Origin of the sequence: Shouchella patagoniensis (genome assembly GCF_002019705.1) — a bacterium.
Lineage (GTDB): Bacteria > Bacillota > Bacilli > Bacillales > Bacillaceae_D > Shouchella > Shouchella patagoniensis.
Window position 1 is genome coordinate 2,949,393 of the sequence record NZ_KV917377.1, and the last position, 26,045, is coordinate 2,975,437.

The following is a 26,045-nucleotide window of genomic DNA, read 5'->3' on the forward strand; positions in this document are numbered from 1 at the left end:
CCAATTTTTTCGATTGGACAGTGCTTTTTCTCATGCCTTTTTTTGTGCGCTTCACAGAAATAAAAATGAAAAATAGGAGGTACATGATGTTTAAGAAAGTCTTTGGCTATTTACAGAAAATCGGTAAGGCTTTAATGCTACCAGTAGCAATGCTACCAGTAGCGGGTTTGCTTCTCGGTATTGGTGTTGCTATGCAGATGGAACAAACGCTTGGCTATATGCCGTTTTTAGAAGCAGGATGGATCCAACATACAGCGAGTGTAATGGAAGCTGCTGGTGGAATAATCTTTGATAACCTAGCTCTCATATTTGCAGTAGGGGTGGCAATTGGCCTTGCAGGTGATGGGGCAGCTGCTTTAGCAGCACTTGTCGGTTACTTAGTTATGAATACGGTTATGGGGGAATGGTTAGGCGTTACCTCTGAATTAGTAGCGGAAGATCCAGGATTTGCTCATGTTCTTGGGATACCAACCCTACAAACAGGGGTTTTTGGCGGAATTATTATTGGGATTATTGCTGCTACGTGTTATAACCGCTTTCATGACATTGAAATGCCAGCATTTCTTGGTTTCTTTGCCGGAAAACGATTTGTGCCAATAATTACAGCGGTTGCATCCTTTGTTATGGCGCTTATCCTCGTCTTAATATGGCCGCACGTTCAAACAGGACTAAATGAAATCTCTGTTTTTCTTTTGGAAACGGGTCAATATTTTGCCGTCTTTTTCTTTGGTTTTATTAAACGGTTGTTAATTCCTTTTGGATTACACCATATCTTCCATGCACCATTCTGGTTTGAGTTTGGTCAGTATACGAATGCTGCTGGAGAGATTGTCCGTGGAGATCAACTTATTTTCTTTGCACAATTGCGTGATGGAGTCGAAATTACGGCGGGACGCTTCATGGCTGGAGAATTTCCAATCATGATGTTTGGTTTACCAGCAGCAGCACTCGCTATGTATCATTGTGCACGACCAGAAAAAAAGAAAGTTGTCGGCGGGTTAATGGCTTCGGCTGCACTTACTTCGTTTCTAACAGGTATTACAGAACCGCTTGAATTTATGTTTTTGTTTATTGCGCCACTTTTATTCTTTATTCATGCTTTTTTAGATGGCGTATCGTTTGTGTTCATGACTTGGTTTGATGTGAATGTCGGCTTCACATTTTCTGGTGGGGCAATTGACTTCTTCTTGTTTGGTATATTACCGAATCAAGATCAATGGTGGATTACGGTTATTCTTGGACTCGTGTTTGCAGCCATTTACTATTTCGTATTCCGATTCGCGATTCTTAAGTTTAATTTGAAAACCCCAGGTCGTGAAGATGAAGACGATCCATCTGAAGGAAAAGTGAGAAATCAAGGCGAGTTAGCGTTTAATATATTGCATGCAATGGGTGGAAAAGAAAACATCAATCACCTTGATGCGTGTATTACGCGCTTGCGTGTTTCGGTGAATGATATAGGTGCAGTTGATAAAAAAGAGCTAAAAGAACTTGGTGCTGCCGGTGTTCTTGAAGTCGGTAATAACATTCAAGCAATCTTTGGTCCCCGTTCAGAAACAATTAAAGGACAGATGCAGGATGTTATGTCAGGTAAAACACCAAGGCCGATTGAAACCAATCAACAAGATGAAGTGAAAAAGCAAGTGGAAGATGTTCAACCTGAAGCATTACAACAAGAAACAAGTGAAAGTGTGAAAGCACCAATGAATGGAGAACTTCTTTCCATTGAGGATGTACCCGATCAAGTCTTCTCTGGAAAAATGATGGGAGATGGGTTTGCTATTGATCCTGTAGATGGAGTGGTTGTAGCTCCTATTGATGGAAAAATAACGACGGTATTCCCTACAAAACATGCGATTGGAATAACTTCAGACAATGGGTTAGAAGTACTCATTCATATTGGTATTGATACGGTTAAATTAAATGGAGAAGGGTTTAATGTATTTGTAAATGAAGGAGACCACGTGAAAAGTGGTGAAAAGTTGGTTGAGTTTGACCACGAATACATTAAACAACATGCTACTTCACTCATTACACCGATAATCTTCACAAACTTAGCAGAAGGAGAATTTGTCTCAATTAAACAAAGTGGACAAGTTCAAGCAGGGGAGAAAGCGATCATTCAAATTGAAAAATAAATGATTGAACTAGGGCAAGCCGCTCTAGTTCTTTCTTCTTTTTATATATGCTATACTGAGAGAAATTCGGTTGTTTGTTCTAAAGGAAGGTGACAGCAATGATTACGGATCAGGAAATAATGGAAGCGCTAAAACGAGTGAAAGACCGTGACCTTGATAAAAGCATCGTTGATACAGGCGGTGTTCGTGAGTTGAAAAACAAAGATGGAAACATTAGTTTAAAAGTTGCTCTTGCAAAAACAGGGACGCCAGAGCAGATGCAAGTGCAACAGGAGATTGTGAACGTGTTAAAAAGTGAAGGTGCAAATTCGGTCGGATTGCGATTTGACTCGTTAACTGATGAAGAATTAGAAGCTCTTGGAGGCGCGAAAGAAGAAGAGTTTAAAGGCCCACAATTGCTTGCACCAACGAGCAAGACAACATTTATTACAGTCGCTAGTGGGAAAGGCGGCGTAGGAAAATCGACTGTTTCTGTCAATACTGCTGTGTCACTCGCTCGTCTTGGTAAAAAAGTTGGTATCATTGACGCTGATATTTATGGTTTTAGTGTGCCGGATATGATGGGCATTGCAGAGCGGCCTAAAGTAGTAAATAAACGTATTTATCCAGTTGAACGTTTTGGTGTGAAAGTTATTTCAATGGGCTTTTTTGTGGAAGATAATGCACCGGTTATTTGGCGTGGACCAATGCTTGGGAAAATGATTAACCAGTTCTTCTCCGAATGTGAGTGGGGCGAGCTTGATTACTTAATCTTGGACTTGCCTCCTGGTACTGGAGATGTAGCGCTTGATCTCCATTCGATGTTGCCTGAATCGAAAGAGTTAATTGTTACGACTCCGCATGCGACCGCAGCGTTTGTAGCAGCAAGAGCAGGAGCAATGGCAATTAAAACACACCATGAAATGCTGGGTGTTGTTGAGAATATGGCATATTTCCAAAGCAAAGCAACGGGTGAAAAAGAATATGTCTTTGGCACTGGTGGGGGAAATAGGTTAGCGGAAGAATTAAAAACAGATTTGCTAGCTCAAATTCCACTAGGACAACCTGATATAGACGAGACTGATTTTGCACCGTCCGTTTATGCAGAAGAGCATCCGATTGGTGAACAGTATCGGGAGCTAGCAGAAGCGATCGTGTTTAAAACAGAAAAAGCATAGAAAAAAACGTTCCTCCTTGAGGGACGTTTTTAATTATCTTCATTTTCTTCTTTTTGTTTTCCTTGGTCTTCAATGGCTTTTGACATTAATTCTGCCATTTTAGCTGCGAAATAAGGACTTTCCATTGACTCGCTCATAATAGCCATGGTCTGTTCTCGATATTCTTTTGATTTCATAAGTTCTAAAGCGTGTTCGCCCATTTGTGGGTCTTTTAAAATGTCCATCATCATTTGTTGGTACGCTGGATCTTTCATTAATGATTTTAAAATCTTCTCATTCTCTTCTTGCATGCTTTCAGCAAACGTTTTTGTGAAGTCAGGATCACGCATGACTTCTTGCCAAAATGCTTTTCCTTCATCGGATGTTAATGTATCTTGGATGGTTTTTTTTACGAATGCACTATCCATCACAAGTTCCTCGCGCATATCTTCTTCAGCGATTAACTCATGAAACGCTTTTTTGCCTTCATCTGTCTTCAATAAATCAATAACCATTTTTTTGGTTCCTTCATAATCCGTATTTTGTTGCGCTTCGGTTTGTGCACATCCTGATAGCGCAAGCATGCCGATTAATGGGATCACTAAATATAATTGCTTTCGTTTTCTCACAAATGATCCTTCCTTTCGGAGCGTTATTTATTCTTTAGTGTTTGTAACCATTTTTAAAATATGCATAAACGAGCTGGTGTTTATGATTCAAGGTTGCTACAATAAGAACGGATAAAAAAACTGGGGGATACGCTTGTGAACAGCAGGAAAGTCGTTTTTATTTTCTGGTCCACCTTGCTTTTAGGGAGTATAAGCGGGGGGATTGTTGGGCTCTTTTTGAATCTTGATCAATTTATTGGGGATGGTACTGCAAACTTTGTTCTCGGCCTTTTATGGATGTTAGGCATTAGCGCCGCATTTACGATGGTGGCGCAAATGGGTTTCTTTGCATATCTATTTCTCCATCGATTTGGTCTTGGCTTGTCACGCACTCACACTTTATGGAACCGCATCCAATGGGTTTTAATTGTGTTTGTTTATTTTGATTTAGTTTATTTTCGGTATATAGCATTCGCCGAAGGAGAGTCTTGCTGGGGCTATTTTATCTTGCCGACGCTTCTTCTTATTTACGCAGTCCTCATTGCTTCTATTAAGGCAAAAGAAACAAACAAAGGTGCATTTGTGCCAGCTTTGTTTTTTATGTTCGTTATTACAACGATTGAATGGATTCCAGCAATTACTGCTAATGAAACGCACTGGCTTATTTTCTATATAACGCCACTTCTTGTTGCGAACACGTGGCAACTCCTGTTATTGCATAGGTTAATTGAAAAACCATAAAGAAAAGTCGTGCCTTGGCACGACTTTTTTAATTTACTTCTTCGCTATTCGAATGGGCACTACTCATTAACTCTTCAAGAGAAGTGAACGTGTAATTACGTTCTTTTAATGTTTTTAAAATGGTGGGTAAAGCGGTGTTTGTCTGTTTAACTGAATCGGAAGCATGAAACATAAGAACATCACCCCCGGTTGTGTTTGCAAGAACATTATCGACTATTTTTTCGGCCCCGGGGTTCTCGTAATCAAAGGAATTGACACTCCAATGGATAATATCGAGATGTTGATTCTGTGCCAAATCAAGAGTCTTGGCAGTAAATGCTCCATTTGGAGGACGCAACAAAGTTGGCGTTTCACCAGTTAATTCTTGCAAAACTTGTTTGCTTCTACGCATATCTTGTACGACTTGGTCATCAGACCAGGTAGAATAATTCTTATAGCGATACCCATGACTACCAATTGTATAACCGGCATCAACGATTTCTTTGACTAAATCAGGATACTTCTCTGCCCAAGAAGCCGACAGAAAGAAAGTCGCATTTCTTACTTCATGATCTTGCAACACTTGTAATGTTGGGGTAACATTTTGTTCGCCCCAGCTAATATTAAATGTAAGAGCGATGTTGTCGGCACTTGTTTCTGCGCGATAAAATGCTTGAGGTCCATCTGAAGTAGAGAAGACTGACATATTGTCGCGCTGAACAAACAACCAACTGGCAACAAAGAGAGAGGCAACACAGATAAAGATAAATGGCTTCCATTTACTTAAGTTAAATACCCAAATTCCTGTCATGACGACCGCTCCTTCTTGAACTTCTCTATAGACAAGATATGTTTGTCCGGTATTTTTATGAATAAAAACTATGGAAATCGAAAAGACTACACTATTAGGTATCGTTTAATTAGAGGCGGGTGTAGTCCATGTTGGGAATGTTGCTTACGGATAAAGAAGTGAAGGAAATTGAATATTTATTGAAAAGAGAATTAGAAGAGCTTTTGCTGGATTTAACAGATGAACGAATTGAAGGAGTAGTGAAAGATGTAATGATTGAGAAGTATGGTTTAGTTTTTAACTTATATAAACGGTTGGCATTACCGAGTGAGTATCAACAATATGCATTATCTTTAAAACTACATAGTCAAAAAAAGTTTGAATAAGTATTGACGTGAGATTGTTTAGTTGTTATATTAATAAGCACCGCATTCAATCTAGTCGAATTGCTTAAAAAACTTTTTAAAAAAAGATTTGACTTTTGGTTGAAAGCAGTGTAAAGTACTAAGAGTCGCCAAGAGAGAACGGCGCAAACGAGTTCTTTGAAAACTGAACAAAAGCCAAGCGTAATAAAGAGATACAAGGTATCTCGTCAATGAAAGTCGTTGAATTTATATTCAACGCGCTAGCAACATTTTGAGCAAGTCAAACACTTTAACGGAGAGTTTGATCCTGGCTCAGGACGAACGCTGGCGGCATGCCTAATACATGCAAGTCGAGCGGACGGAAGGGAGCTTGCTCCCGGAAGTCAGCGGCGGACGGGTGAGTAACACGTGGGCAACCTGCCCCTTAGACTGGGATAACTTCGGGAAACCGAAGCTAATACCGGATAACACTTTTTCCCTCCTGGGAGAAAGTTAAAAGATGGCCTTTGTGCTATCACTAGGGGATGGGCCCGCGGCGCATTAGCTAGTTGGTAAGGTAATGGCTTACCAAGGCGACGATGCGTAGCCGACCTGAGAGGGTGATCGGCCACACTGGGACTGAGACACGGCCCAGACTCCTACGGGAGGCAGCAGTAGGGAATCTTCCGCAATGGACGAAAGTCTGACGGAGCAATGCCGCGTGAGTGAGGAAGGCCTTCGGGTCGTAAAGCTCTGTTGTGAGGGAAGAACAAGTATCGGTTGAATAAGCCGGTACCTTGACGGTACCTCACCAGAAAGCCACGGCTAACTACGTGCCAGCAGCCGCGGTAATACGTAGGTGGCAAGCGTTGTCCGGAATTATTGGGCGTAAAGCGCGCGCAGGCGGCTTCTTAAGTCTGATGTGAAATCTCGGGGCTCAACCCCGAGCGGCCATTGGAAACTGGGAAGCTTGAGTGCAGAAGAGGAGAGTGGAATTCCACGTGTAGCGGTGAAATGCGTAGATATGTGGAGGAACACCAGTGGCGAAGGCGACTCTCTGGTCTGTAACTGACGCTGAGGCGCGAAAGCGTGGGGAGCAAACAGGATTAGATACCCTGGTAGTCCACGCCGTAAACGATGAGTGCTAGGTGTTAGGGGTTTCGATGCCCGTAGTGCCGAAGTAAACACATTAAGCACTCCGCCTGGGGAGTACGACCGCAAGGTTGAAACTCAAAGGAATTGACGGGGACCCGCACAAGCAGTGGAGCATGTGGTTTAATTCGAAGCAACGCGAAGAACCTTACCAGGTCTTGACATCCTTTGACCACTCTGGAGACAGAGCTTCCCCTTCGGGGGCAAAGTGACAGGTGGTGCATGGTTGTCGTCAGCTCGTGTCGTGAGATGTTGGGTTAAGTCCCGCAACGAGCGCAACCCTTGATCTTAGTTGCCAGCATTTAGTTGGGCACTCTAAGGTGACTGCCGGTGACAAACCGGAGGAAGGTGGGGACGACGTCAAATCATCATGCCCCTTATGACCTGGGCTACACACGTGCTACAATGGATGGTACAAAGGGTTGCGAAGCCGCGAGGTGAAGCCAATCCCATAAAGCCATTCTCAGTTCGGATTGTAGGCTGCAACTCGCCTACATGAAGCCGGAATTGCTAGTAATCGCGGATCAGCATGCCGCGGTGAATACGTTCCCGGGTCTTGTACACACCGCCCGTCACACCACGAGAGTTTGTAACACCCGAAGTCGGTGAGGTAACCTTTTGGAGCCAGCCGCCTAAGGTGGGACAAATGATTGGGGTGAAGTCGTAACAAGGTAGCCGTATCGGAAGGTGCGGCTGGATCACCTCCTTTCTATGGAGTATATTACTCTAGTCGACGAACAACTTCGGTTGTTTGGCGCTTTGGATCTTTTGTTCAGTTTTGAATGAACTCAATTCATTCAATTTCATATTTGACAAAGAGAAGCAAGAAGATCGAGGATGGGAAATGTTCGATTGAAGAAGCGTACTTGCGTACGTGACTGATTGAGAATCATGAACCAGACAAAGAGATTCGCTGCTTATCTATTGTTAAAATAGCCCGTTAAAGGCATGGAACCACGCTAAGAACGCCACGTCTTGTGGCAACGCCTGGTACCGACCTCCTGTGGGCAGGTTCTTTGAAAACTAAATCAAGAAACAACTCAAATAAGTTTTGTTCATCGGTTTTAAACTGTTTGAACGAGACGTCAAGAATTCTTGAGCAACCTTTATTGCTTAAACATGGTCGAGCGTATCGCACGCAGACACCATTTAGGATAAGTTAGAAAGGGCGCACGGTGGATGCCTTGGCACTAGGAGCCGACGAAGGACGCGACGAACAGCGATATGCTTCGGGGAGCTGTAAGTAAGCTTTGATCCGGAGATTTCCGAATGGGGGAACCCACCATCCGTAATGGGATGGTACTTGTATCTGAACACATAGGATGCATAGAGGCAGACCCGGGGAACTGAAACATCTAAGTACCCGGAGGAAGAGAAAGCAAATGCGATTTCCTAAGTAGCGGCGAGCGAAACGGAATCAGCCCAAACCAAGAGGCTTGCCTCTTGGGGTTGTAGGACACTCTATACGGAGTTACAAAGAAACGGAGTAGGTGAACTGTCTGGAAAGACAGGCCGAAGAAGGTAACAGCCCTGTAGCTGAAACTTCGTTTCCTCCAGAGTGGATCCTGAGTACGGCGGGACACGTGAAACCCCGTCGGAATCCGGGAGGACCATCTCCCAAGGCTAAATACTCCCTAGTGACCGATAGTGAACCAGTACCGTGAGGGAAAGGTGAAAAGCACCCCGGAAGGGGAGTGAAATAGATCCTGAAACCGTGTGCCTACAACTAGTCAGAGCCCGTTAATGGGTGATGGCGTGCCTTTTGTAGAATGAACCGGCGAGTTACGGTATCGTGCAAGGTTAAGCTGATAAGGCGGAGCCGCAGCGAAAGCGAGTCTGAATAGGGCGAGTGAGTACGATGCCGTAGACCCGAAACCGGGTGATCTACCCATGTCCAGGGTGAAGGTCGGGTAACACCGACTGGAGGCCCGAACCCACGCATGTTGAAAAATGCGGGGATGAGGTGTGGGTAGGGGTGAAATGCCAATCGAACTCGGAAATAGCTGGTTCTCCCCGAAATAGCTTTAGGGCTAGCCTCGAGTGATGAGTTTTGGAGGTAGAGCACTGATTGGACGAGGGGTCCCCACAGGATTACCGAATTCAGTCAAACTCCGAATGCCAAAAACTTTAACTCGGGAGTCAGACTGCGAGTGCTAAGATCCGTAGTCAAGAGGGAAACAGCCCAGACCATCAGCTAAGGTCCCAAAGTATACGTTAAGTGGAAAAGGATGTGGAGTTGCCCAGACAACCAGGATGTTGGCTTAGAAGCAGCCATCATTGAAAGAGTGCGTAATAGCTCACTGGTCGAGTGACTCTGCGCCGAAAATGTACCGGGGCTAAACGTATCACCGAAGCTATGGCAATTCCTTATGGAATTGGGTAGGGGAGCGTTCCAAGGACAGCGAAGCTAGATCGTGAGGACTAGTGGAGTGCTTGGAAGTGAGAATGCCGGTATGAGTAGCGAAAAGAGGGGTGAGAATCCCCTCCGTCGAAAGCCCAAGGTTTCCTGAGGAAGGCTCGTCCGCTCAGGGTCAGTCGGGACCTAAGCCGAGGCCGAAAGGCGTAGGCGATGGACAACAGGTTGATATTCCTGTACCACCCAGTATTTGTTTGAACGATGGGGGGACGCAGAAAGGTAGGGTGAGCGCGCCGCTGGCTGTGCGCGTCGAAGCATGCAAGGCTGGAACATAGGCAAATCCGTGTTCCGTTCGGCTGAGCTGTGACCGTGAAGGACCTTCGGGTCCGAAATCCCTGATCCTCCGCTGCCAAGAAAAGCCTCTAGTTAGAATACAGGTGCCCGTACCGCAAACCGACACAGGTAGGCGAGAAGAGAATTCTAAGACGCTCGGGAGAACTCTCGTTAAGGAACTCGGCAAAATGACCCCGTAACTTCGGGAGAAGGGGTGCTCTATTAAGGTGAATAGCCTGAGAGAGCCGCAGTGAATAGATCCAAGCGACTGTTTAGCAAAAACACAGGTCTCTGCCAAGCCGCAAGGCGAAGTATAGGGGCTGACACCTGCCCGGTGCTGGAAGGTTAAGAGGAGGGGTTATCCCGCAAGGGAGAAGCTCTGAATTGAAGCCCCAGTAAACGGCGGCCGTAACTATAACGGTCCTAAGGTAGCGAAATTCCTTGTCGGGTAAGTTCCGACCCGCACGAATGGTGCAACGACTTGGATACTGTCTCAACGAGAGACCCGGTGAAATTATAGTACCTGTGAAGATGCAGGTTACCCGCGACAGGACGGAAAGACCCCATGGAGCTTTACTGTAGCTTGATAGTGAGTGTTGGTACCATTTGTACAGGATAGGTAGGAGCCTTGGAAACCGGAGCGCTAGCTTCGGTGGAGGCGTTGGTGGGATACTACCCTGATGGTGCTGACATTCTAACCTCGACCCGTGATCCGGGTCAGGGACATTGTCAGGTGGGCAGTTTGACTGGGGCGGTCGCCTCCTAAACAGTAACGGAGGCGCCCAAAGGTTCCCTCAGAATGGTTGGAAATCATTCGTAGAGTGCAAAGGCATAAGGGAGCTTGACTGCGAGACCTACAAGTCGAGCAGGGACGAAAGTCGGGCTTAGTGATCCGGCGGTGCCGTATGGAAGGGCCGTCGCTCAACGGATAAAAGCTACCCTGGGGATAACAGGCTTATCTCCCCCAAGAGTCCACATCGACGGGGAGGTTTGGCACCTCGATGTCGGCTCGTCGCATCCTGGGGCTGAAGTAGGTCCCAAGGGTTGGGCTGTTCGCCCATTAAAGCGGCACGCGAGCTGGGTTCAGAACGTCGTGAGACAGTTCGGTCCCTATCCGTCGCGGGCGTAGGAAATTTGAGAGGAGCTGTCCTTAGTACGAGAGGACCGGGATGGACATACCGCTGGTGTACCAGTTGTTCCGCCAGGAGCATCGCTGGGTAGCTACGTATGGACGGGATAAGTGCTGAAAGCATCTAAGCATGAAGCCCCCCTCAAGATGAGATTTCCCATGGCGTAAGCCAGTAAGACCCCTTAGAGATGATGAGGTTGATAGGTCAGGAGTGGAAGTGTGGCGACACATGGAGCGGACTGATACTAATCGGTCGAGGGCTTATCCTAATTAATTCTTGAATTTGAGTGTGTTTCGGATTTAGTTTTGAAAGAATCAATGATTCTTTTTATATGTGCAAAGAGAAGCAAGGAGTTCGAGGACAAAAGTGCTTGAAAGAAGGAGCGTACTTGCGTACGTAACTGATTGAAAGACACGCATTGGACGAAGAAATCCGCCGCTTATCTGAAGCAGGTCCGGTGGCAATGGCAAAGAGGTCACACCCGTTCCCATGCCGAACACGGCCGTTAAGCTCTTTTGCGTCGATGGTAGTTGGGGGCTTCCCCCTGTGAGAGTAGAACGTTGCCGGGCTTTTTTTTTATATTTTTTCCTGTTCCACAGTAGCTCAGTGGTAGAGCTATCGGCTGTTAACCGATCGGTCGCAGGTTCGAATCCTGCCTGTGGAGCCATTTTTTTATGCTTCCATAGCTCAGCCGGTAGAGCACCACCATGGTAAGGTGGGGGTCAGCGGTTCAAGTCCGCTTGGAAGCTTTCGTATAAGTACTGGTACATTAAGGTTTCTCCGATGATGGAGAGGCTTATTTTTTTGTTTAAAAAGAGGTTTGCAAACAAATTGCAAACCTTTAGTTAGGTGAAGTTAAACAATTACTGACTCTTAATTTATTGAATAAATGTACGGCTTGTCTAAAATTTTTATTTTATCATTTTGTTTTAACTTATCTGGTTCAAATATTACTAAATTATAACTATCTGTTTTAGTACTGTTAAAAATTATCCCATCGTAATTATGACTTCTCGCACAATCAGCTACAAATCTTGGTACTAGATACTCTGGCTTCACGTGGGAATTCTTAATTTCTTGACTTACTGTTCCTTCATGAACCAACATATAATGAATAATAATGTACTTTAAACCTATATCTTCTTCGTAAAAGTTTATTCTTCTTAGATCGAGAATGTTGACAGCTTCCCTTATTTCAAATTTAACCATAGAACAAGAGCGATACCACTCTGGAACTACTTCTTTAAAAGCAGTTATTTCATCCTCTGCCATATATAAAAAGCTTTGACCAAAGTGATTGTATCTTCCTTCAAATACGTCAACCAGGTGGGAGGGAGGATGCCACATACCTTCTTCATCGAATGGCTTAAACTCTTCTAATTTCCTTGCCCTATAAAATGTTTTATTCTTAAGGTGATATTTGTATGCTTCTTTAAATCCTTCATTAATGGATTGCCCCAAGTTGTGATTTAAACCAAGCATGGGAAATTCTACAAGGTGATCATAAAAATCGTTTACATCTTTTTTAAGCCTGGTTAGTAATCGAACATACCATTGAGTAAAATATTCATAGTCTATTTCTTTAAAGAGCAATTTGTTTAACATAAATCCAACTTGGTCGTCTGTATAGATCTTTAAATTGGGGAGACCAAATTGTGCAGTTAATATAAAGTTATATGGCTGCTTAAAAGTGAAATTTTCCGATTGGTAACAATACTCCCTAATATTGTTGTCATCAAAGTTATTTCTAGATAGATCTATAGGAAAACTTCCGTGGCGCCATTTGTAATTCTTAACATCAGGTTCTTGATTTTCACTGCCATTAATTCTAAAAATGATAAAATCAAATATTGAAATAGGAGATATATTTACATAAATTTCTGAGACTTCAATTCTCCATTCATTTAAAAGTAAAAAGTTATCAAGGACTTTAAAATTTCGAATGTGACTGTTTTTTGTACCCCTCCACCACCAAATATAGTTCATTTTTTTTTCATTTTCCATCAACTTATCACTTAACTTTTTTAATAAAGTATATATATCGTTTATACTAGAGATAGTATAGGTTCTAGGTTCATCTCCAAAAATCTCTCTAATCAATTTACTAAAATGACGTCTTGTTTCCAACGTGTATTCATTATGTTGAATGTTCATTCTCTCCCCCGAAATTTTAAAATCTGAATAGAAAAAGCCTAAGGCTTTATTGTATATATATGTTAGCATATCTTTTTACATATAAAGTCACCTTAATTATAAAGCATGGAAAATACCATGCTCTTAGTCTTTTTTTTCCGAGTCATACAGCTTCTTACTAAACATCGCAATTGCTTCCCTCTGAATCGAAGGCAACAAATGATTATAAGTGTCTAACGTCGTTGTAATACTCGAATGTCCTAACCTTTCCGCCACAACCTTAACTGGAATTCCTTGCAATAGCATCAACGTAGCATGTGTATGTCGTAAATCGTGAAAGCGAATTGAGGGTACATTAGCATCCTCTTTAAGTTGATACCATTTTCGATTGAGGTTGCGAGGAGTTACATGTGTACCTAAGCTAGTACATACAATCAAATCATTATCTTTATATGCACGTCCAGCTCGTTCTTTCTCATATTCTACTCGTTCTTTACGTTTCTGTAATTCTGTAATTGTAACTCCATCTAAATCAATTGTGCGATTAAAACTAGCCTTTGTTTTTCCGTCTGAAGCCCCATATGGTGTATGCGTGACAACAGTGCGCAATAAACTATTCTCAAAGTCCACGTCTTTCCAACGAAGACCAAGCACCTCACTACGGCGCATGCCTGTCATAGCTGCTAAATGAAAAGCAATATATAAAGGATCAAGCTTACTAGAATTAAGAAACTGTAACAGTTGTTTTTCATCCCATACGTGAATCTCTTTTCGTTCAATTCGTGCAGTTTTTAAACCAGCTGCTACGTTCTTCCCAACGATTCCATCTTCTACAGCCTCCGACAAAGCAGAACTAATAACTGTATGAACTTTTTTAATAGTAGCGGGAGCTAATCCAAGGTCATTCTCTAAATAAGAAAAGAATGTCTTTAGATGGAGTCTATTAAGCTTTTCTAACTTGTAATTCCCAAGCTTAGGTATGATGTGGATACGAAGGTGGGTTTTATAAACTTGGAAGGTGGAGGCTTTTAATCTACTCCGTTTGTTTAAAATCCACTTTTCTAAATAAGCAGCGAAAGACTCTTTAGAGGGTTCAATAAAATTTCCCGTGTTAATCTCATTAAGTATACGGGGCATGTCTTTTTGTGCTGCTTTCTTTGTATCGTAGCCTGAAAACCACTTTTGACGTCTCTCGTTATTATGATCTCTCTCCAAATCTACAACGATTACATATTTATTTCCTCGTTTACGTATATGTCCTTTCATCTTAAGACCTCCGTTATCTGTTATTTACAGAGTTAAGTGCAGCACATCTTCTAAATCTGCAACTTGAATGACGAAATTATCAACCTCTGTTCGATCAACGCCGTGTAAATTCAAGCGATGTTCAACGTTAGTTAAGTTAATTCCAAACACATTCTCAGAGGTCGTTAAGAGTAAATCATCTATTAAAATGGTTACATTCATAGCATATGGATCAAACTCTTCTGCTGGATGCATGTTAAAAGGAGCCTGTACAGTTATTGTAAGAGTTTGTTCTTCCCAGTCGATAAATTGATCACGTACATTTAGAACGAGCCATATAGGGGCTTTATTGCCTTCATGATAGTCATAGTATACTTTGTAGGAAATCATTGTCTAGCCAGCTCCTTTTCTGTTTTTGAAGAAGTGCTTTTTCTACTAATGACTTTGCATGATGAGGAACGACTTTTTTAGCAACGGTTTTATAAGAATTGGGAACAGGTTGTTCTTGTATAACGTCATTAAATCTTTGTACAGATTCGGCACCTTGAATTCTTGCTTCAATTTGTTTTAAACGAGTTTCGGCCAACTCAATAGAAACATGAAATTCATTGGCTAAAATGGCGGCAAGATGATCAATTTGGTGACAATATTCCGAGACCATAAAGAATGGCATTGATGCATAAAGCTGAAACTGCTCTGCTTGTACCTCTTGCATCAATAGAAACTCCATTTGAGTTGATCCCAGTAATCAACTTTTTTGTGTTTATGGCTTTAACCTTTCTTGTAGGGCAAATCATTCGTATGGGATTTCCTCATGCGTTTGAACGAACCTTCGTGATGTGGTTAATTGGCTTACCACTAGCGCTGACAATTCTGGTGACGAAAATTAAACCTGAAGGCAAAAACATTTATTTATACTTTTGGGATGTAGCCAAATACTACGTCCAAATTAAACTCCCAAAAAAACGCTTTTGTAATGATCGAGAGGTTGAATGGATGAGTGATTCAACGATTCAATTTAAATCCTGTGTAAAGGTGGTGGCAAGAAAAAATGAGTACATTAAAAACACCAATGAAAACAATGAGGAACAATCTATTGTTAACGAGAGCGGGCGACGTGTGGGCGTATTACCGCATCAAGAGTCAGTCCATTCTCATGCAAAATAAAAAAGTGGTGAACAGCTATAAACGGAACTGGAAAGCTTTCTTTGAAGAATTAACAACGTATAAAGACTTCCATTTGATGATGTACCCACAGGAATATCGATTGGAAGAACGCTTTGCCGACTTGGAACAGGACTTGGCAGAAGACGCAAAACAAATGGCGGAATACTATACAGAAGAAACGGTGCGCTTGCTCAATCAACGCTTAGGCAAAGTGACAAAAAATGATTTTATTTTAGGAGTGAAGTTAAAGCAGAGTCTAGTGAACAGTGATGCTGAACTAAAGGAAAACATGATGTCGATGTTTTCAACGGCGACAGATACAATCGTAAATCTCTTAGGGTGGGAACAAAGCGTTTCCACCTCTTTCTTTCAACAATATGAAGAGGCAGAGGAGGCAACAGCAAGTTTACTGGCAATGGTCAATGGGATTCGTTTAACAGAAGACGAATTGATTTATGTGAATCGCTATAACTTTTTACGAGGCTTAGATCATCAAGTAGGGGAAGAAATTGAAAATGCGTCCGTTGACGCGATTACGAATACGTTAATTGATCCAACCTCTTCTGGTGTGTTGAAGCTTACAAGCGATGGATCAGAAGGGTACATGTCATTTGTTGTGATTGATGAATTTCGCCACAATATGGCTGAGAGTGAACTGTTTTATGAGGCACAAACACTGACTTTTCCAGTAGAAATTGAGATGAAAGTTCAGGTTGAAAGCAAATCAAAAACGAAAATGGATTTAAATTTAAAAAAGCAGCAGTTAAAAGAGTCAACGTTGGAACAAAACCGTGTTGGTGATCAAGAGGATTCTTCGGTGAGTGCGAGTGCGTATTTAGTCAGGCACTTGCAAGATGAAATTAAAAAAGATGATGTGGATATGTTGAACTGGTTAGCGGTGATTGTGGTACAAGGCGATACAAAAAAAGAATGCAAAAATCGAGCAAAGCTTGTCACACGACATATGAAATCAGCAGGGATAACATGCCGAATCCCAGTCGCTGACCAATTGCCTCTGTTCTATAAATTTCTACCTGGGGAACGTTTAGATGTGACAAACCGAAATTGGCTACAAAAAACCACTCAAGATGGCTTAGCTGAAGGACTTTTTGGCGTATCGGCAGATGTTGGTTCAAAAATTGGCTTCTTTATTGGTTGGATTGATCCATTTGTGAAGCATGCCGATTTACAAGGGGCGATATCAGCGAGTCGTTTCCCTGTTTTGTATCACATGTTCTTAGCCAACCAACAGCTAAAAGGGTCAAAGACACGCTCGCCCCATGTTCTAATTACGGGGGATACCGGCACAGGCAAATCATTTTTAGCGAAGCTCTTGTTTATCTATGTCAGCATGCTAAATGTAAAATCCTTGTACATTGACCCAAAGAAGGAATTGCGTAAGTGGATTGAAAAGGTGAAGCAAAACCCAAGGGTACAACAAGAGTACCCGCTATTTACACAGCATCTCGAAAAATTTCATTTTACAACGCTTGATGCAACGGATGAAGACAATTGGGGGGCGCTTGATCCAGTCGTGTTTCTGCCACCGATGCAAGCAAAGGAAATGGTGCAAGTGATTTTCGCACAAGTGTATGACTTTAAAGGTAAAGACGATGTTCATACTGCTTTTTTACGTGCAATCACCAATGTATTGGAACAAAAGCAAAACGGGGAGCAAGTAGGTTCACTAACAATCATTGAACAAATGCGAAACCATGAAGATTCCGCAGTCCAAAAGGCTGGGGATTTTTTGTATGAGGTTGTAGCGGATTCCATTATGAAATTATGTGTCCATGATGGTTCCAATCAGGCGCTTTCTTTAAACAAGCGTACTAGCATTGTCGAAATTGAAAACCTCGATTTACCAGAAGCGACTGATCCGATTGAGAGTTATACAAATTCCCAACTAAAATCAAGTGCCGTCATGTTTGCACTTGGGAAATTTTGTGAGCTATTTGGCATGAACAAGGAAGAACGCACAATGGAATTTATGGATGAAGCATGGGTGATCACATCCAGCCAACAAGGGAGAAAAGTTGAAAAACAAATGCGTCGCGTAGGGCGCAGCTACAACAATGCCCTTGTTTTCATTTCACAAAGTACGAAAGATGCATTGCGTGAAGAAGAGTCAGGGAACTTCGGTGTAGCGTTTGCGTTTGATGAACCGACAGAACGAAAAGAAGTGCTCAAATGGATGAATATGGAGCCAAGCGAAGAGAACGAAGACATGATGGAAAACATGTTTCAAGGTCAGTGTCTTTTTAAAGATTATTATGGCCGAACAGCGAAAATGAGCATTGAGTGTCTGTTTGATGAATGGTATGGCGCGTTAGAAACGGTCGAAACATCTTCAGTGGCAACGGCGGAAGAAAAGTATTTGTAGAAGGGAGGCAGAGGATGAAGTTAGCGATTTTAAATTCACTTGTGATTACGAACCAAGGTGTGTACAAAGCAGAAAAGATTACATTAATGGAAGCACGGAAAATGATGTTTGCCCATGAAACCAACTATGAAAGCTATGCTGGTCATGCATCCTCATCATTTTTTTTAGAAGAGCTTCTTGGCTTTCCTGTTTCGGTTAATCGCATTCGATTCAGGCAAGAAAAATACCAGCAAGCCCTTTGTTTTAAGCTATATGATCGCTACATGGAATACAAGAAGCTGACAGAAAAAGAACTACAAAGCGTGAATTATGATTTCTTTCTCTTAACGAGAATGGACTAGAAAGGAGAGGGAGAATGAGCTGGAAGCGAAAAGCCATCTGGATAAGCATAGGAGCAGCGCTAATCGCCCTGCTCTTTTTTGGTTCCCAAACGTTAGTCTACGCAGATGACCAAGAAAACATGACCGAACCAAAGGTAGAAGAGAAAGGCGGCGTAGAACTATCCATTAAACGTTACCCCATATCGAGATACGTAGCTAACAATGAAGATGCTGATGGGCGGATTAAAGGTGCATTTGTGGGCTTTACGAATGTCGTATTTTCTCTAGCTGGTAACGTTGTACTGGTTGTCGATACAGCAATGGATAAATTGTATTCGCTAGAACCAATCGATGAATTTGCGGATACGTTAACAATAATTTCAACTACCGTATATGATACGTTGAAAGAACACTTTGGAGAGTTGCTTTTTGTATTTGCGGTAGGCTACATTGTCTATTTGTTTATTGCGAAGGGTAGCGTTCAAGAAGCGTTAAGGCGCTCCGTTTTATTCTTCTTGGTGCTTGTTATAGGTGGCTATTGGATGCTCAATGCTGGCTATTTCATGAAGTCATTAAATGCGTTGTCAGTAGAAGCGCAAGGCTACATGCTTGAAGCAGGAAATGGATTAATTAATGTGGCTGAAGGCGAAGGCGTTTATGCCGACACGAGTCAAATTGATCCTGAGAACAAAATGGATGGAACGATCGCAATTATGAGAAATGTTTATTTCGATCTAGCCATGAAAAAGCCATATCTCATTGTAAATTACGGCACGACAAGTGAGAACACTATTAATGAGAACGATCATGCTGATCCAGAAGACGTTCCAGGAGGAAGCAATTTCAACAGAGTAGATCGCATGCTGGCATTTCAGTTAACGAGTGATGGCGAAAAAGATAGGCAGAGGTATATAAATGGTGAAATTGACGAGTACAACAATGAAAATATGGGTGGAGGAAATGTCTTTCAACAAATGGGGCAGTCCCTTATCGCTTTATTTGGTTCAATTCTGCTCGGTATACCATTCTTGCTACTAGCATTACTAAATTTCCTCTTGCAGCTTATCGCGTTGGCACTTGCTTTTTTTATCCCATTTTCGTTCATCATGTCGTACATTCCTCAATTGGCATATTCAGGTTTTGTAAGCATCGGCAAGCTGTTAAGTGTGTTCGTTTTAAAAGCAATGCTTGGTATACTTGTGTTGTTTGTCTATGTGCTTTGTTTCATCGTCGATGCGGTCTTGCCACCAGAAGGGTTTGCGATGTATTTAGTCAATCTGACTGTGTTAATTGCCGTATTGCTTTTAATGATCTGGAAACGCGATGCGTTAATTAAAATGGTGACAGCTGGGAAAGTTACGTCGGTTGATAACAACATGCTTAATCAAGTACGGAATGAAATGGTCAATCCGGCTGTTAACGCAATAAAACCACGTCCAGCAGGTTTACGGGAATCGCCTATTCAACAAACCGAGCATCAAGCGCCACCTAAAAGTGAGCGTACGAGTGTGAAAGAAGGTCGAAACGAGGCGCAACTAGCAGAAGCGCGAACACCACAGACAGATAGAAAACAAGAAAGTCCGTCTTCGGCTGTAGCACACCATGACCAAATGAAGCGTGCTGAACGGACATCTCAACAAAAACGTGAAGAAAAGAAAGCAGAGAAGCAGAAGAAGAAAACGGAAAAACAAACGTCTAAACAAGAGCAAAAAGAACAGAAGCAACCAAGAGAAGATTTAAGCCCAGTTGCGGCTCATCAAAAAGAAGAACGCCATGCGCCAAGACAAGAAATTAATCAAAGAGAACACGAACGAACGAAGCAACCACAGCCGCGTGATACTCAGGAACAATCCAATCGTACGTCTATCAAACAAGGTGATGTGACGTACTTAGACGATCATCGAGCGTTGCGTTCGGTAGAGAAATCAGAGAGAGACAATCAGTTGCGTCAAACAAAAGGTGAAAATTCCGCTAATCAACGAACGGAACAAAAACCTTCACAAAACGAACCTCAATGGATTCAAAACAAAGAGAATCAAGCGGTTCAACCAAATAAAAGGCTCAATGAACGCCATGATCAACCAAAGACAGAATCTATCAGAACCGCACAACACAATGAAAAAAGAGAATTAGAAGCGATTGAAAAAGAAGAAGATCGACACACACGTAGAGCAAAGGGAGCGTCTAAATAGACGTTCCTTTTTGTCGTGAAGAGGGAGGCTGTGACATGAAAAAGATAGGCTGTGGGTTGTTTCTTGCTGCCGTGCCATTTTTATTTGTGGCAATGATCCTCATGGGTGTTGTCATGGTAATTACAGGGGAAAGCAACACGACAGGGAGCGATGCCCAATCAGAGATTGAAAGCGACATGGATTCAGAGTATACATTTAGTGGCGTCAGCCCAGAGATTGAACGCTATCGCTCATACTTTGAACGCTATACAAAAGAGAACGGTATTGAAGACCATATCGAAATTTTAATGGCGATGACGATGCAAGAAAGCGGTGGAAGACTTGCCGATGTCATGCAATCATCTGAATCACTTGGACTTCCTGTTAATACAATCACCGATCCAGAGCTATCCATTAAACAAGGTGTGAGCTACTTTGCCAGTGTACTAGAAACGGCTGGTGGAGATATAGAGTTAGCCTTACAAAGCTATAACATGGGACATGGTTTTATTGACTATGTGAATGAACATAACAACGGCAACTATAGTAAAGAACTAGCACAACAGTTTTCCAATCATATGAAAGATCGCTTGGGATGGGATGTCTATGGAGACCCAAATTACGTGGATAACGTCATGCGCTATTTAGATAAAAACGAGCCAGATTACGCATTAGGCGATGCAGATTGGGCATTGCCATTAAAAGATATTCGCATCACAAGCGAATTTGGATGGCGAACACATCCCGTGACGGGACAAAGAGACACGTTTCATGGAGGGCTCGACTTTGCTTGTACACCGGCAGACTCCATTTTAAGTGTGGCAGACGGAAAAGTAGTCGAAGCAAGGCATGGCAATGTTGGCTATGGCAATTACGTCACTGTGCAACACGCACAAAACGAGTTTTCTCGTTATGCTCACTTATCGTCTATAAGTGTTTCGAAGGGTGAGGAAGTTGATCAAGGAGATTCCCTAGGTAAATGCGGCACAACAGGTTCGAGTACGGGCAACCACCTTCATTTGGAACACATGACCGAGCTTGGTCAAACACATCTAGATAAGATCGATCCAAAAGAGACGTTGGGACTTTAGCCAGAAAGGACGGTTTGCATGCAAAAGAAACTAATAGTGGTAATTGTATTGTTAATTGGAACAATGCTGTTTTTCATCTTTCAAAACAGCAGCTTAAAAAACGAGAACCTAACATTGATGGAGCAGAACAAACAGCTTAAAAGTGAAGATGTTAATGAAGCTGATACAAATGAACAGGTGAAGGATGTAGCTAATGATTTTATCAATGGCTATTTCAACTATCAAGACAAACCAGCAAAGCAAGAAGTAGAAAGCTATGCCACAAATGAAGTCTTGAAACAGTTGCAGTTTGACGATGCAGAGGGATTGGAAGAAGTTTACGGCGATACTGATATAAAAAAGGTTCAGTCCAGCGTGGAAAACCTAAGTCTCTTTGAAGGGCAATCATTAGATGATCGTGTGGAGCTTGTTGCTTTGTTTGATAACCAAATTGAAGTGAATGATTTATCAAGTGTAGCAATGACCATAATGACGTTAGAAATGATAGTAGAAGAGGATCAATGGAAGGTTACCAACTTCACTTTTACACAGCAATAGAAGTTGGTTGGGAAAATCTATGATTCTCTTAGAATTTGAGTGGATAGATGTTAGGATGAACCAAAATCAAAGGAGGATAAGGGAAATGAAAAAGAGCTTGTTAAGTGTGGGTGTTTTAATAGTTTTGTTGTTAGCAGCTTGTGGTGGAAGTGAATTTGATGATGAGATTGAAGAGGTTATTGACTTATATAAGAATGATGATAGCGCAATGATGTGGATGGATGAAGAACAGATCACTCGCGATAATGCTGATATTAGTGTGTATGAAGGAGGTCGGTATATCAAGATTGGCTTTTTTGATTTAGAGGATGAGGATAAGACCGTTCGTCATGAGTTTTATGAGAGGAGTGGAGATAGTTATGAATGGTTACCGAGGATGAATCAAACGGATGATCGGTTGGGTTTAGCGGATAGGAAGCCAGATTATCAGGAGTAGATCGAGAATTCCTATAGGTGTTTATATAAAGTAATTTATTTACAGGTATTTAAGAATTATTATAGAATTAGTAACAAACGACTAGATCTATTGTCAGGTATATACTCTGGAAATGAAAAGCTTTAAAAAGTTTATACAGGGAGAATTTATATGGTAGATACTATCAACAGAGATAATGGAGATAAATCAAAAGGGTTTAGGCTACAAAGACTAAGAGCAATAAGCTTGTTACTAGATAAAATGGATTTAAATGATGATAAAGTACATGTATTTGCATCTACTGAATACTTGGATGATGTATACATAAGAACTGTATCGCCTCAAGGTCTAATCATTAATACTGAAGGAGACAAAAATTACGATCCAAACAGTAAGTTCTCTTTTATGTCTAAAGAGGTAACAAATAGTCTGATTATATTCTTAGATAATTGGCTTAATTGTGATATGAGTGAGTCAATGTACTATTGCTTTTACACTAATATCAACTATACAAATGAAAGAAATTCTAAACTACTTGAAAAATTAAAGATTAAACTACCGCAAAAACCAATGCTAGATTACTTAATTATTGGTGAATATGATGAGGTAATTGATTGTATAAAAAAAAGGTTACTTTATGAGTATGAAGAACAATATAAGGGGAAAAAAGGTCAAGGTTATATAGAGATACTTCAAAAATTCGAATCTGAAGATTGGAGAAAATTTCTTGATCGGATAAATTGGAAATTTGGCCAATACGACGATAAAGACTTGGAAAGGAAGTTAATAAAGAAAATAAAAGAAAGATCTTTTTTGAATTATATAGATGTTTTAAACAAAGAAGATTATGTAATTGATTTACTTGAGAATGTATTCTCGAAAAAAGAGCAACTGCCTGATGCAATGTCAAAACACGTGACATCTGAGCAGGTAGAAAATATTTTCTTAAGGTTATCTAGAGATGCTGTAATTAAAGAGGAGGATCCAGTGTATGCTATTTGGAATGATCTTGATCAACCTACTGATAATAGAGGTCTAGAAGAGAAATTTCAACAGGCTAATGAAAGTTATAAAAAAAGAAAGATAGGTTTAAAGGCAAGGGATGTAGCAGCAATAAAAGAAGAGTACAGAGGATTAACAGATATTGAGAAAGGCTCTTTTAGATATAGAATATTTGAAGCTTGTCAGAGGAAGCTTAATGTTTTGCTTGATAGAGAAGAAACCAGTGTAGATATTGACATTTGGTTGGAGGATTTGTTTGAGGCAGCAAAAAAACATTTAGAAGACAAGTCGAAAGATTATTCATACCCTATTAAAAGCGATGATGCTATTAAAGGTGCAATCTTAGAATTAATTGATAGTTGTTTTTTATCATTTGATGAGAAGGGTTTTTATAATGGAAACGTATAACGAGAAAATTAAAAAAAGAATAATGTTTAGCAAAGACAGCGACTATTATTTTATTACTTATAATTCATTGTTGATATTGGATAATTTAAAGTGCTATGAGAATAAATCAAATTTTTGTGATTATAGAAAGCTTATATTTATTTTACCCTTCATTTCTGAGAAAAATCTCTTAAAATTAGCGATAAAACAAACACCGTTAAGGAATGAAGAATTGAGAATTCTTGAAGATATTTATATTAACGCAAAATTACGTGAACCGCTATTAAAGTCGATTCTATTTAGTATGGAAAAAAAAGGTCTAATTATACTAGAAAAAAATAAAAGTCGAAAAAGTATAGATGTAAGGTTGAGAACTAATGTATTGTCAGAGAATTATTTAAACTCCAGCCTTTTTAATATAGAAACAAATAATTTAAATAACTTTAAGTCTAAATATAAAAGGTTAAATGTAATTAATTTAGAGAGTCTTATTGATAAACTTTTCAAGAAAAACGGGGTGATGATTTGGGATATTTAGAAATTAAAAAATTATACTACAAGGGTGATAATTATTACTATGAATCGCCACTTTTAAAAAAAGGGCTTAATATTATAGAAGGTGAGAATGGTTCAGGTAAGAGTACATTCTCAAATCTTATTAGTTATGGTCTTGGAAATTATGTAAGAGAGTTTGATGATAGAGAGAGGAAAAAACATACTGAAATTGTTGGAGACACTAATAACTACGTATATATACTTCTCAATATAAATCAAACAAGTTATAAATTAAAAAGGTTTTTCAATGTAGATGTTCATAAAATATTTGTTGATGAAGATGGAGAAATACAGGATTATTTAATACATAGACCAAATAGCGACGTAACAATCTTTTCTGATTGGTTATTAAAAAAATTAGGAATTCCTGTTATCGATTTTTTTCAAGGAACTACTAAATCAAAGCTTAATTTCTCAGACTTATTTAGGCTCATTTATTATGATCAAAAAACAGTAGCTGAAAAGATCTATAAAGACTCTAGAAGTGATGGTAATTTTGTATCAGATTCAGAATTTATGAGAAAAGTGATATTTCAAATGTTAACTGGACATGAGTTTTCAGAGTATTACAAGCTTATAGGAAAGATAAATAATGAAAAAAGGTTAAAGAATATCTTAAAAGCAAAAGAAGAAGGGTTTATAGATGTAGCTAGTGAGCTCGGCTTTTATGATTTAAAAGATAGTTCTGCAGAAATTATTAAAAAAGAAATAGACTCGAAACAGTTACAACTAAAGAGGTTAGAAATTTATGAAACAGCATTACTCACTCCTAAAAAGGAACCCATTGATAGCTTAAATAAAGTCAAAAATATAAAAAAAGAAATGATAGATGCTGAAGTTGAAATTGAAGGTCTTAGAGAAAGGAAAAATAGACTCTTTAAAGAAATTAATAATATTAAAAATTTAATTGAAAATACAATATTAGAGGTCACACATATAAAAAAAATAATTTTAACCCATGAGGAACTTAGTTTGTTTTCACCTGATACTTGTCCTTACTGTTTGAATAAAGTAGTAAGAGAAGAAAGTCACTGTATATGTGGTCAAAAAGTGTCGGAAAATGAATATGAAAAATTTTTCTATTCTACTGATGAATATTTAGGTATCTTAAAATCAAAACAAAAATCTGTAGAGACATTAAAAATTGCGATAAAATCATGTAACGAGGAAATAACGGATGTCGATTCTAATTTGCAACAATTGAATAAAGAAAAAAAGATGAAAATGGATTTAATAAAAGAAGCGAAAAAAGACATAGATAGAGGCACTAATATTGTCGATATTAAGCAGAGTGTAAATAAAAAAAATGTACTTAGAGAAGAAATTGTTGCTTCAGAGCAACATTATAAAATTAAGAAAAATTACGATTCAATAGCAAAACAATACTCATTAAAAGAAGAAACCTTAAGCGATCTAAATCGTGAAATGAATGAAAGAAAAGCAGCTGCTCAAGAAGAAATAAAGGAAAAAGTAATAGAATTTAATGAAATATACAGTTCTTTGTTAATGGGAGTCCAGATAGATATTAGAAAAGCAAAAATAGATAAGGATAATTATATGCCTGTTATAAATGAGGGACAGTACAAAGAAGCAAGTGTGGACGTGCCAGTTCGCTTAATGTACTTTTTAACCTTACTTAAGATGTCAATTAAAGATGATAGTATACCTTTTCCGAGATTCTTGCTAATTGATACCCCAGAGAGTTTAGGGATTGATCAAGAAAATTTAGAAAAAGCAATATCACAATTTCCAATTGAGGAGAACAAGTTTCAAGTAATCCTAACTACTGGGATTAGTAAGTACCCTGATGAATTTTCTTTATATAAAAAAGGAGAATCTTTAACGAAGCAGAGCAAACTATTAAAGAAAAAGTGAGACTAAGAGAACTATGGAGGTGCTTATCTTATACAGATAAGCACCTCTAGTTAAATT

The 26,045-nt window shown here is 40.2% G+C and carries 20 protein-coding genes, 2 tRNA genes and 3 rRNA genes; 19 read left to right on the forward strand and 6 right to left on the reverse strand.

Features of this window, described 5'->3' with window-relative positions; genetic code table 11:
* Nucleotides 1-86 precede the first annotated feature (86 nt).
* Both ptsG and salA read left to right on the forward strand, forming a co-directional pair.
* Nucleotides 87-2,138, forward strand: a complete 2,052-nt coding sequence (gene ptsG / locus BK584_RS15545; RefSeq protein WP_078393420.1) for a glucose-specific PTS transporter subunit IIBC — start codon at nucleotides 87-89, stop codon at nucleotides 2,136-2,138.
* A 98-nt stretch (nucleotides 2,139-2,236) separates the two neighbouring features.
* Entirely contained in the window at nucleotides 2,237-3,295 is a 1,059-nt protein-coding gene (salA, locus tag BK584_RS15550) for an iron-sulfur carrier protein/transcriptional regulator SalA (RefSeq protein ID WP_078393421.1), read from the forward strand.
* A 29-nt stretch (nucleotides 3,296-3,324) separates the two neighbouring features.
* Here salA and gerD read toward each other — a convergent pair whose 3' ends face one another.
* Nucleotides 3,325-3,903 (reverse strand): spore germination lipoprotein GerD, encoded by a 579-nt coding sequence (gerD, locus tag BK584_RS15555; protein WP_245808876.1) that lies wholly within the window; start codon nucleotides 3,901-3,903, stop codon nucleotides 3,325-3,327.
* Between the two features lie 135 nt (nucleotides 3,904-4,038).
* On the opposite strand from gerD, the gene BK584_RS15560 reads away from it, so the two are divergent.
* Entirely contained in the window at nucleotides 4,039-4,623 is a 585-nt protein-coding gene (locus tag BK584_RS15560; RefSeq protein WP_078393422.1) for a KinB-signaling pathway activation protein, read from the forward strand.
* A gap of 28 nt (nucleotides 4,624-4,651) precedes the next feature.
* Here the strand turns inward: BK584_RS15560 and pdaB are convergent, their stop codons facing one another.
* Nucleotides 4,652-5,413 (reverse strand): polysaccharide deacetylase family sporulation protein PdaB, encoded by a 762-nt coding sequence (gene pdaB / locus BK584_RS15565; RefSeq protein WP_078393423.1) that lies wholly within the window; start codon nucleotides 5,411-5,413, stop codon nucleotides 4,652-4,654.
* Between the two features lie 128 nt (nucleotides 5,414-5,541).
* Here pdaB and BK584_RS15570 point away from each other — a divergent pair, with 128 nt between their 5' ends.
* The 6 genes from BK584_RS15570 to BK584_RS15595 all read left to right on the forward strand — a co-directional run bounded on the left by BK584_RS15570 (nucleotide 5,542) and on the right by BK584_RS15595 (nucleotide 11,456).
* Entirely contained in the window at nucleotides 5,542-5,778 is a 237-nt protein-coding gene (locus tag BK584_RS15570) for a hypothetical protein (RefSeq protein ID WP_078393424.1), read from the forward strand.
* Between the two features lie 268 nt (nucleotides 5,779-6,046).
* Nucleotides 6,047-7,597, forward strand: a 16S ribosomal RNA gene (locus tag BK584_RS15575).
* Nucleotides 7,598-8,040: 443 nt separating this feature from the next.
* Nucleotides 8,041-10,975, forward strand: a 23S ribosomal RNA gene (locus BK584_RS15580).
* A gap of 185 nt (nucleotides 10,976-11,160) precedes the next feature.
* Nucleotides 11,161-11,276, forward strand: a 5S ribosomal RNA gene (gene rrf / locus BK584_RS15585).
* Together the 16S, 23S and 5S rRNA genes with 2 tRNA genes alongside form the textbook arrangement of a ribosomal RNA operon.
* A 23-nt stretch (nucleotides 11,277-11,299) precedes the next feature.
* Nucleotides 11,300-11,374: transfer RNA gene (locus BK584_RS15590), tRNA-Asn, on the forward strand.
* 9 nt (nucleotides 11,375-11,383) lie between these two features.
* Nucleotides 11,384-11,456, forward strand: a tRNA-Thr gene (locus BK584_RS15595).
* 124 nt (nucleotides 11,457-11,580) lie between these two features.
* Here the strand turns inward: BK584_RS15595 and BK584_RS15600 are convergent.
* The 4 genes from BK584_RS15600 to BK584_RS15615 form a co-directional block, all read right to left on the reverse strand.
* On the reverse strand, nucleotides 11,581-12,861 hold the full coding sequence (locus tag BK584_RS15600) for an RES family NAD+ phosphorylase (RefSeq protein ID WP_169871291.1): 1,281 nt from the start codon (nucleotides 12,859-12,861) through the stop codon (nucleotides 11,581-11,583).
* A 123-nt stretch (nucleotides 12,862-12,984) separates the two neighbouring features.
* A complete protein-coding gene (locus tag BK584_RS15605; protein WP_078393426.1) occupies nucleotides 12,985-14,106 on the reverse strand; it encodes a tyrosine-type recombinase/integrase in 1,122 nt (373 codons plus the stop codon).
* Nucleotides 14,107-14,130: 24 nt separating this feature from the next.
* Nucleotides 14,131-14,475, reverse strand: coding sequence for a hypothetical protein (locus BK584_RS15610; protein ID WP_078393427.1), 345 nt, complete (start codon nucleotides 14,473-14,475; stop codon nucleotides 14,131-14,133).
* Complete coding sequence (locus BK584_RS15615; protein ID WP_139365677.1) at nucleotides 14,450-14,800, reverse strand: hypothetical protein; 351 nt, start codon at nucleotides 14,798-14,800, stop codon at nucleotides 14,450-14,452. The genes BK584_RS15610 and BK584_RS15615 overlap by 26 nt, the downstream gene beginning before the upstream one ends.
* Here BK584_RS15615 and BK584_RS15620 point away from each other — a divergent pair.
* The 10 genes from BK584_RS15620 to BK584_RS15665 all read left to right on the forward strand — a co-directional run bounded on the left by BK584_RS15620 (nucleotide 14,761) and on the right by BK584_RS15665 (nucleotide 25,988).
* Nucleotides 14,761-15,252, forward strand: coding sequence for a conjugal transfer protein (locus tag BK584_RS15620; protein ID WP_169871293.1), 492 nt, complete (start codon nucleotides 14,761-14,763; stop codon nucleotides 15,250-15,252). The two genes, BK584_RS15615 and BK584_RS15620, sit on opposite strands and share 40 nt — an antisense overlap.
* The gene (locus BK584_RS15625; protein ID WP_169871295.1) at nucleotides 15,137-17,635 is read left to right on the forward strand and encodes an ATP-binding protein; all 2,499 of its coding nucleotides are present in this window, start codon (nucleotides 15,137-15,139) and stop codon (nucleotides 17,633-17,635) included. Before BK584_RS15620 ends, BK584_RS15625 begins: the two co-directional genes overlap by 116 nt.
* A gap of 14 nt (nucleotides 17,636-17,649) precedes the next feature.
* Nucleotides 17,650-17,976 carry an STIV orfB116 family protein gene (locus BK584_RS15630; protein WP_078393431.1) on the forward strand — a complete coding sequence of 109 codons (327 nt, stop codon included), beginning with the start codon at nucleotides 17,650-17,652 and terminating at the stop codon, nucleotides 17,974-17,976.
* A gap of 14 nt (nucleotides 17,977-17,990) precedes the next feature.
* On the forward strand, nucleotides 17,991-20,147 hold the full coding sequence (locus tag BK584_RS15635; protein WP_078393432.1) for a CD3337/EF1877 family mobilome membrane protein: 2,157 nt from the start codon (nucleotides 17,991-17,993) through the stop codon (nucleotides 20,145-20,147).
* 35 nt (nucleotides 20,148-20,182) lie between these two features.
* Entirely contained in the window at nucleotides 20,183-21,217 is a 1,035-nt protein-coding gene (locus tag BK584_RS15640; protein ID WP_078393433.1) for a lysozyme family protein, read from the forward strand.
* 18 nt (nucleotides 21,218-21,235) lie between these two features.
* Entirely contained in the window at nucleotides 21,236-21,754 is a 519-nt protein-coding gene (locus BK584_RS15645; RefSeq protein WP_078393434.1) for a YddI family membrane protein, read from the forward strand.
* Nucleotides 21,755-21,839: 85 nt separating this feature from the next.
* Nucleotides 21,840-22,190, forward strand: coding sequence for a cystatin-like fold lipoprotein (locus tag BK584_RS15650; protein ID WP_078393435.1), 351 nt, complete (start codon nucleotides 21,840-21,842; stop codon nucleotides 22,188-22,190).
* A gap of 150 nt (nucleotides 22,191-22,340) precedes the next feature.
* Nucleotides 22,341-23,579 carry a hypothetical protein gene (locus BK584_RS15655; protein WP_078393436.1) on the forward strand — a complete coding sequence of 413 codons (1,239 nt, stop codon included), beginning with the start codon at nucleotides 22,341-22,343 and terminating at the stop codon, nucleotides 23,577-23,579.
* Nucleotides 23,566-24,096, forward strand: a complete 531-nt coding sequence (locus BK584_RS15660; protein ID WP_078393437.1) for a hypothetical protein — start codon at nucleotides 23,566-23,568, stop codon at nucleotides 24,094-24,096. The genes BK584_RS15655 and BK584_RS15660 overlap by 14 nt, the downstream gene beginning before the upstream one ends.
* Nucleotides 24,084-25,988 carry an ATP-binding protein gene (locus tag BK584_RS15665; RefSeq protein ID WP_078393438.1) on the forward strand — a complete coding sequence of 635 codons (1,905 nt, stop codon included), beginning with the start codon at nucleotides 24,084-24,086 and terminating at the stop codon, nucleotides 25,986-25,988. The genes BK584_RS15660 and BK584_RS15665 overlap by 13 nt, the downstream gene beginning before the upstream one ends.
* Nucleotides 25,989-26,045: the final 57 nt, after the last annotated feature.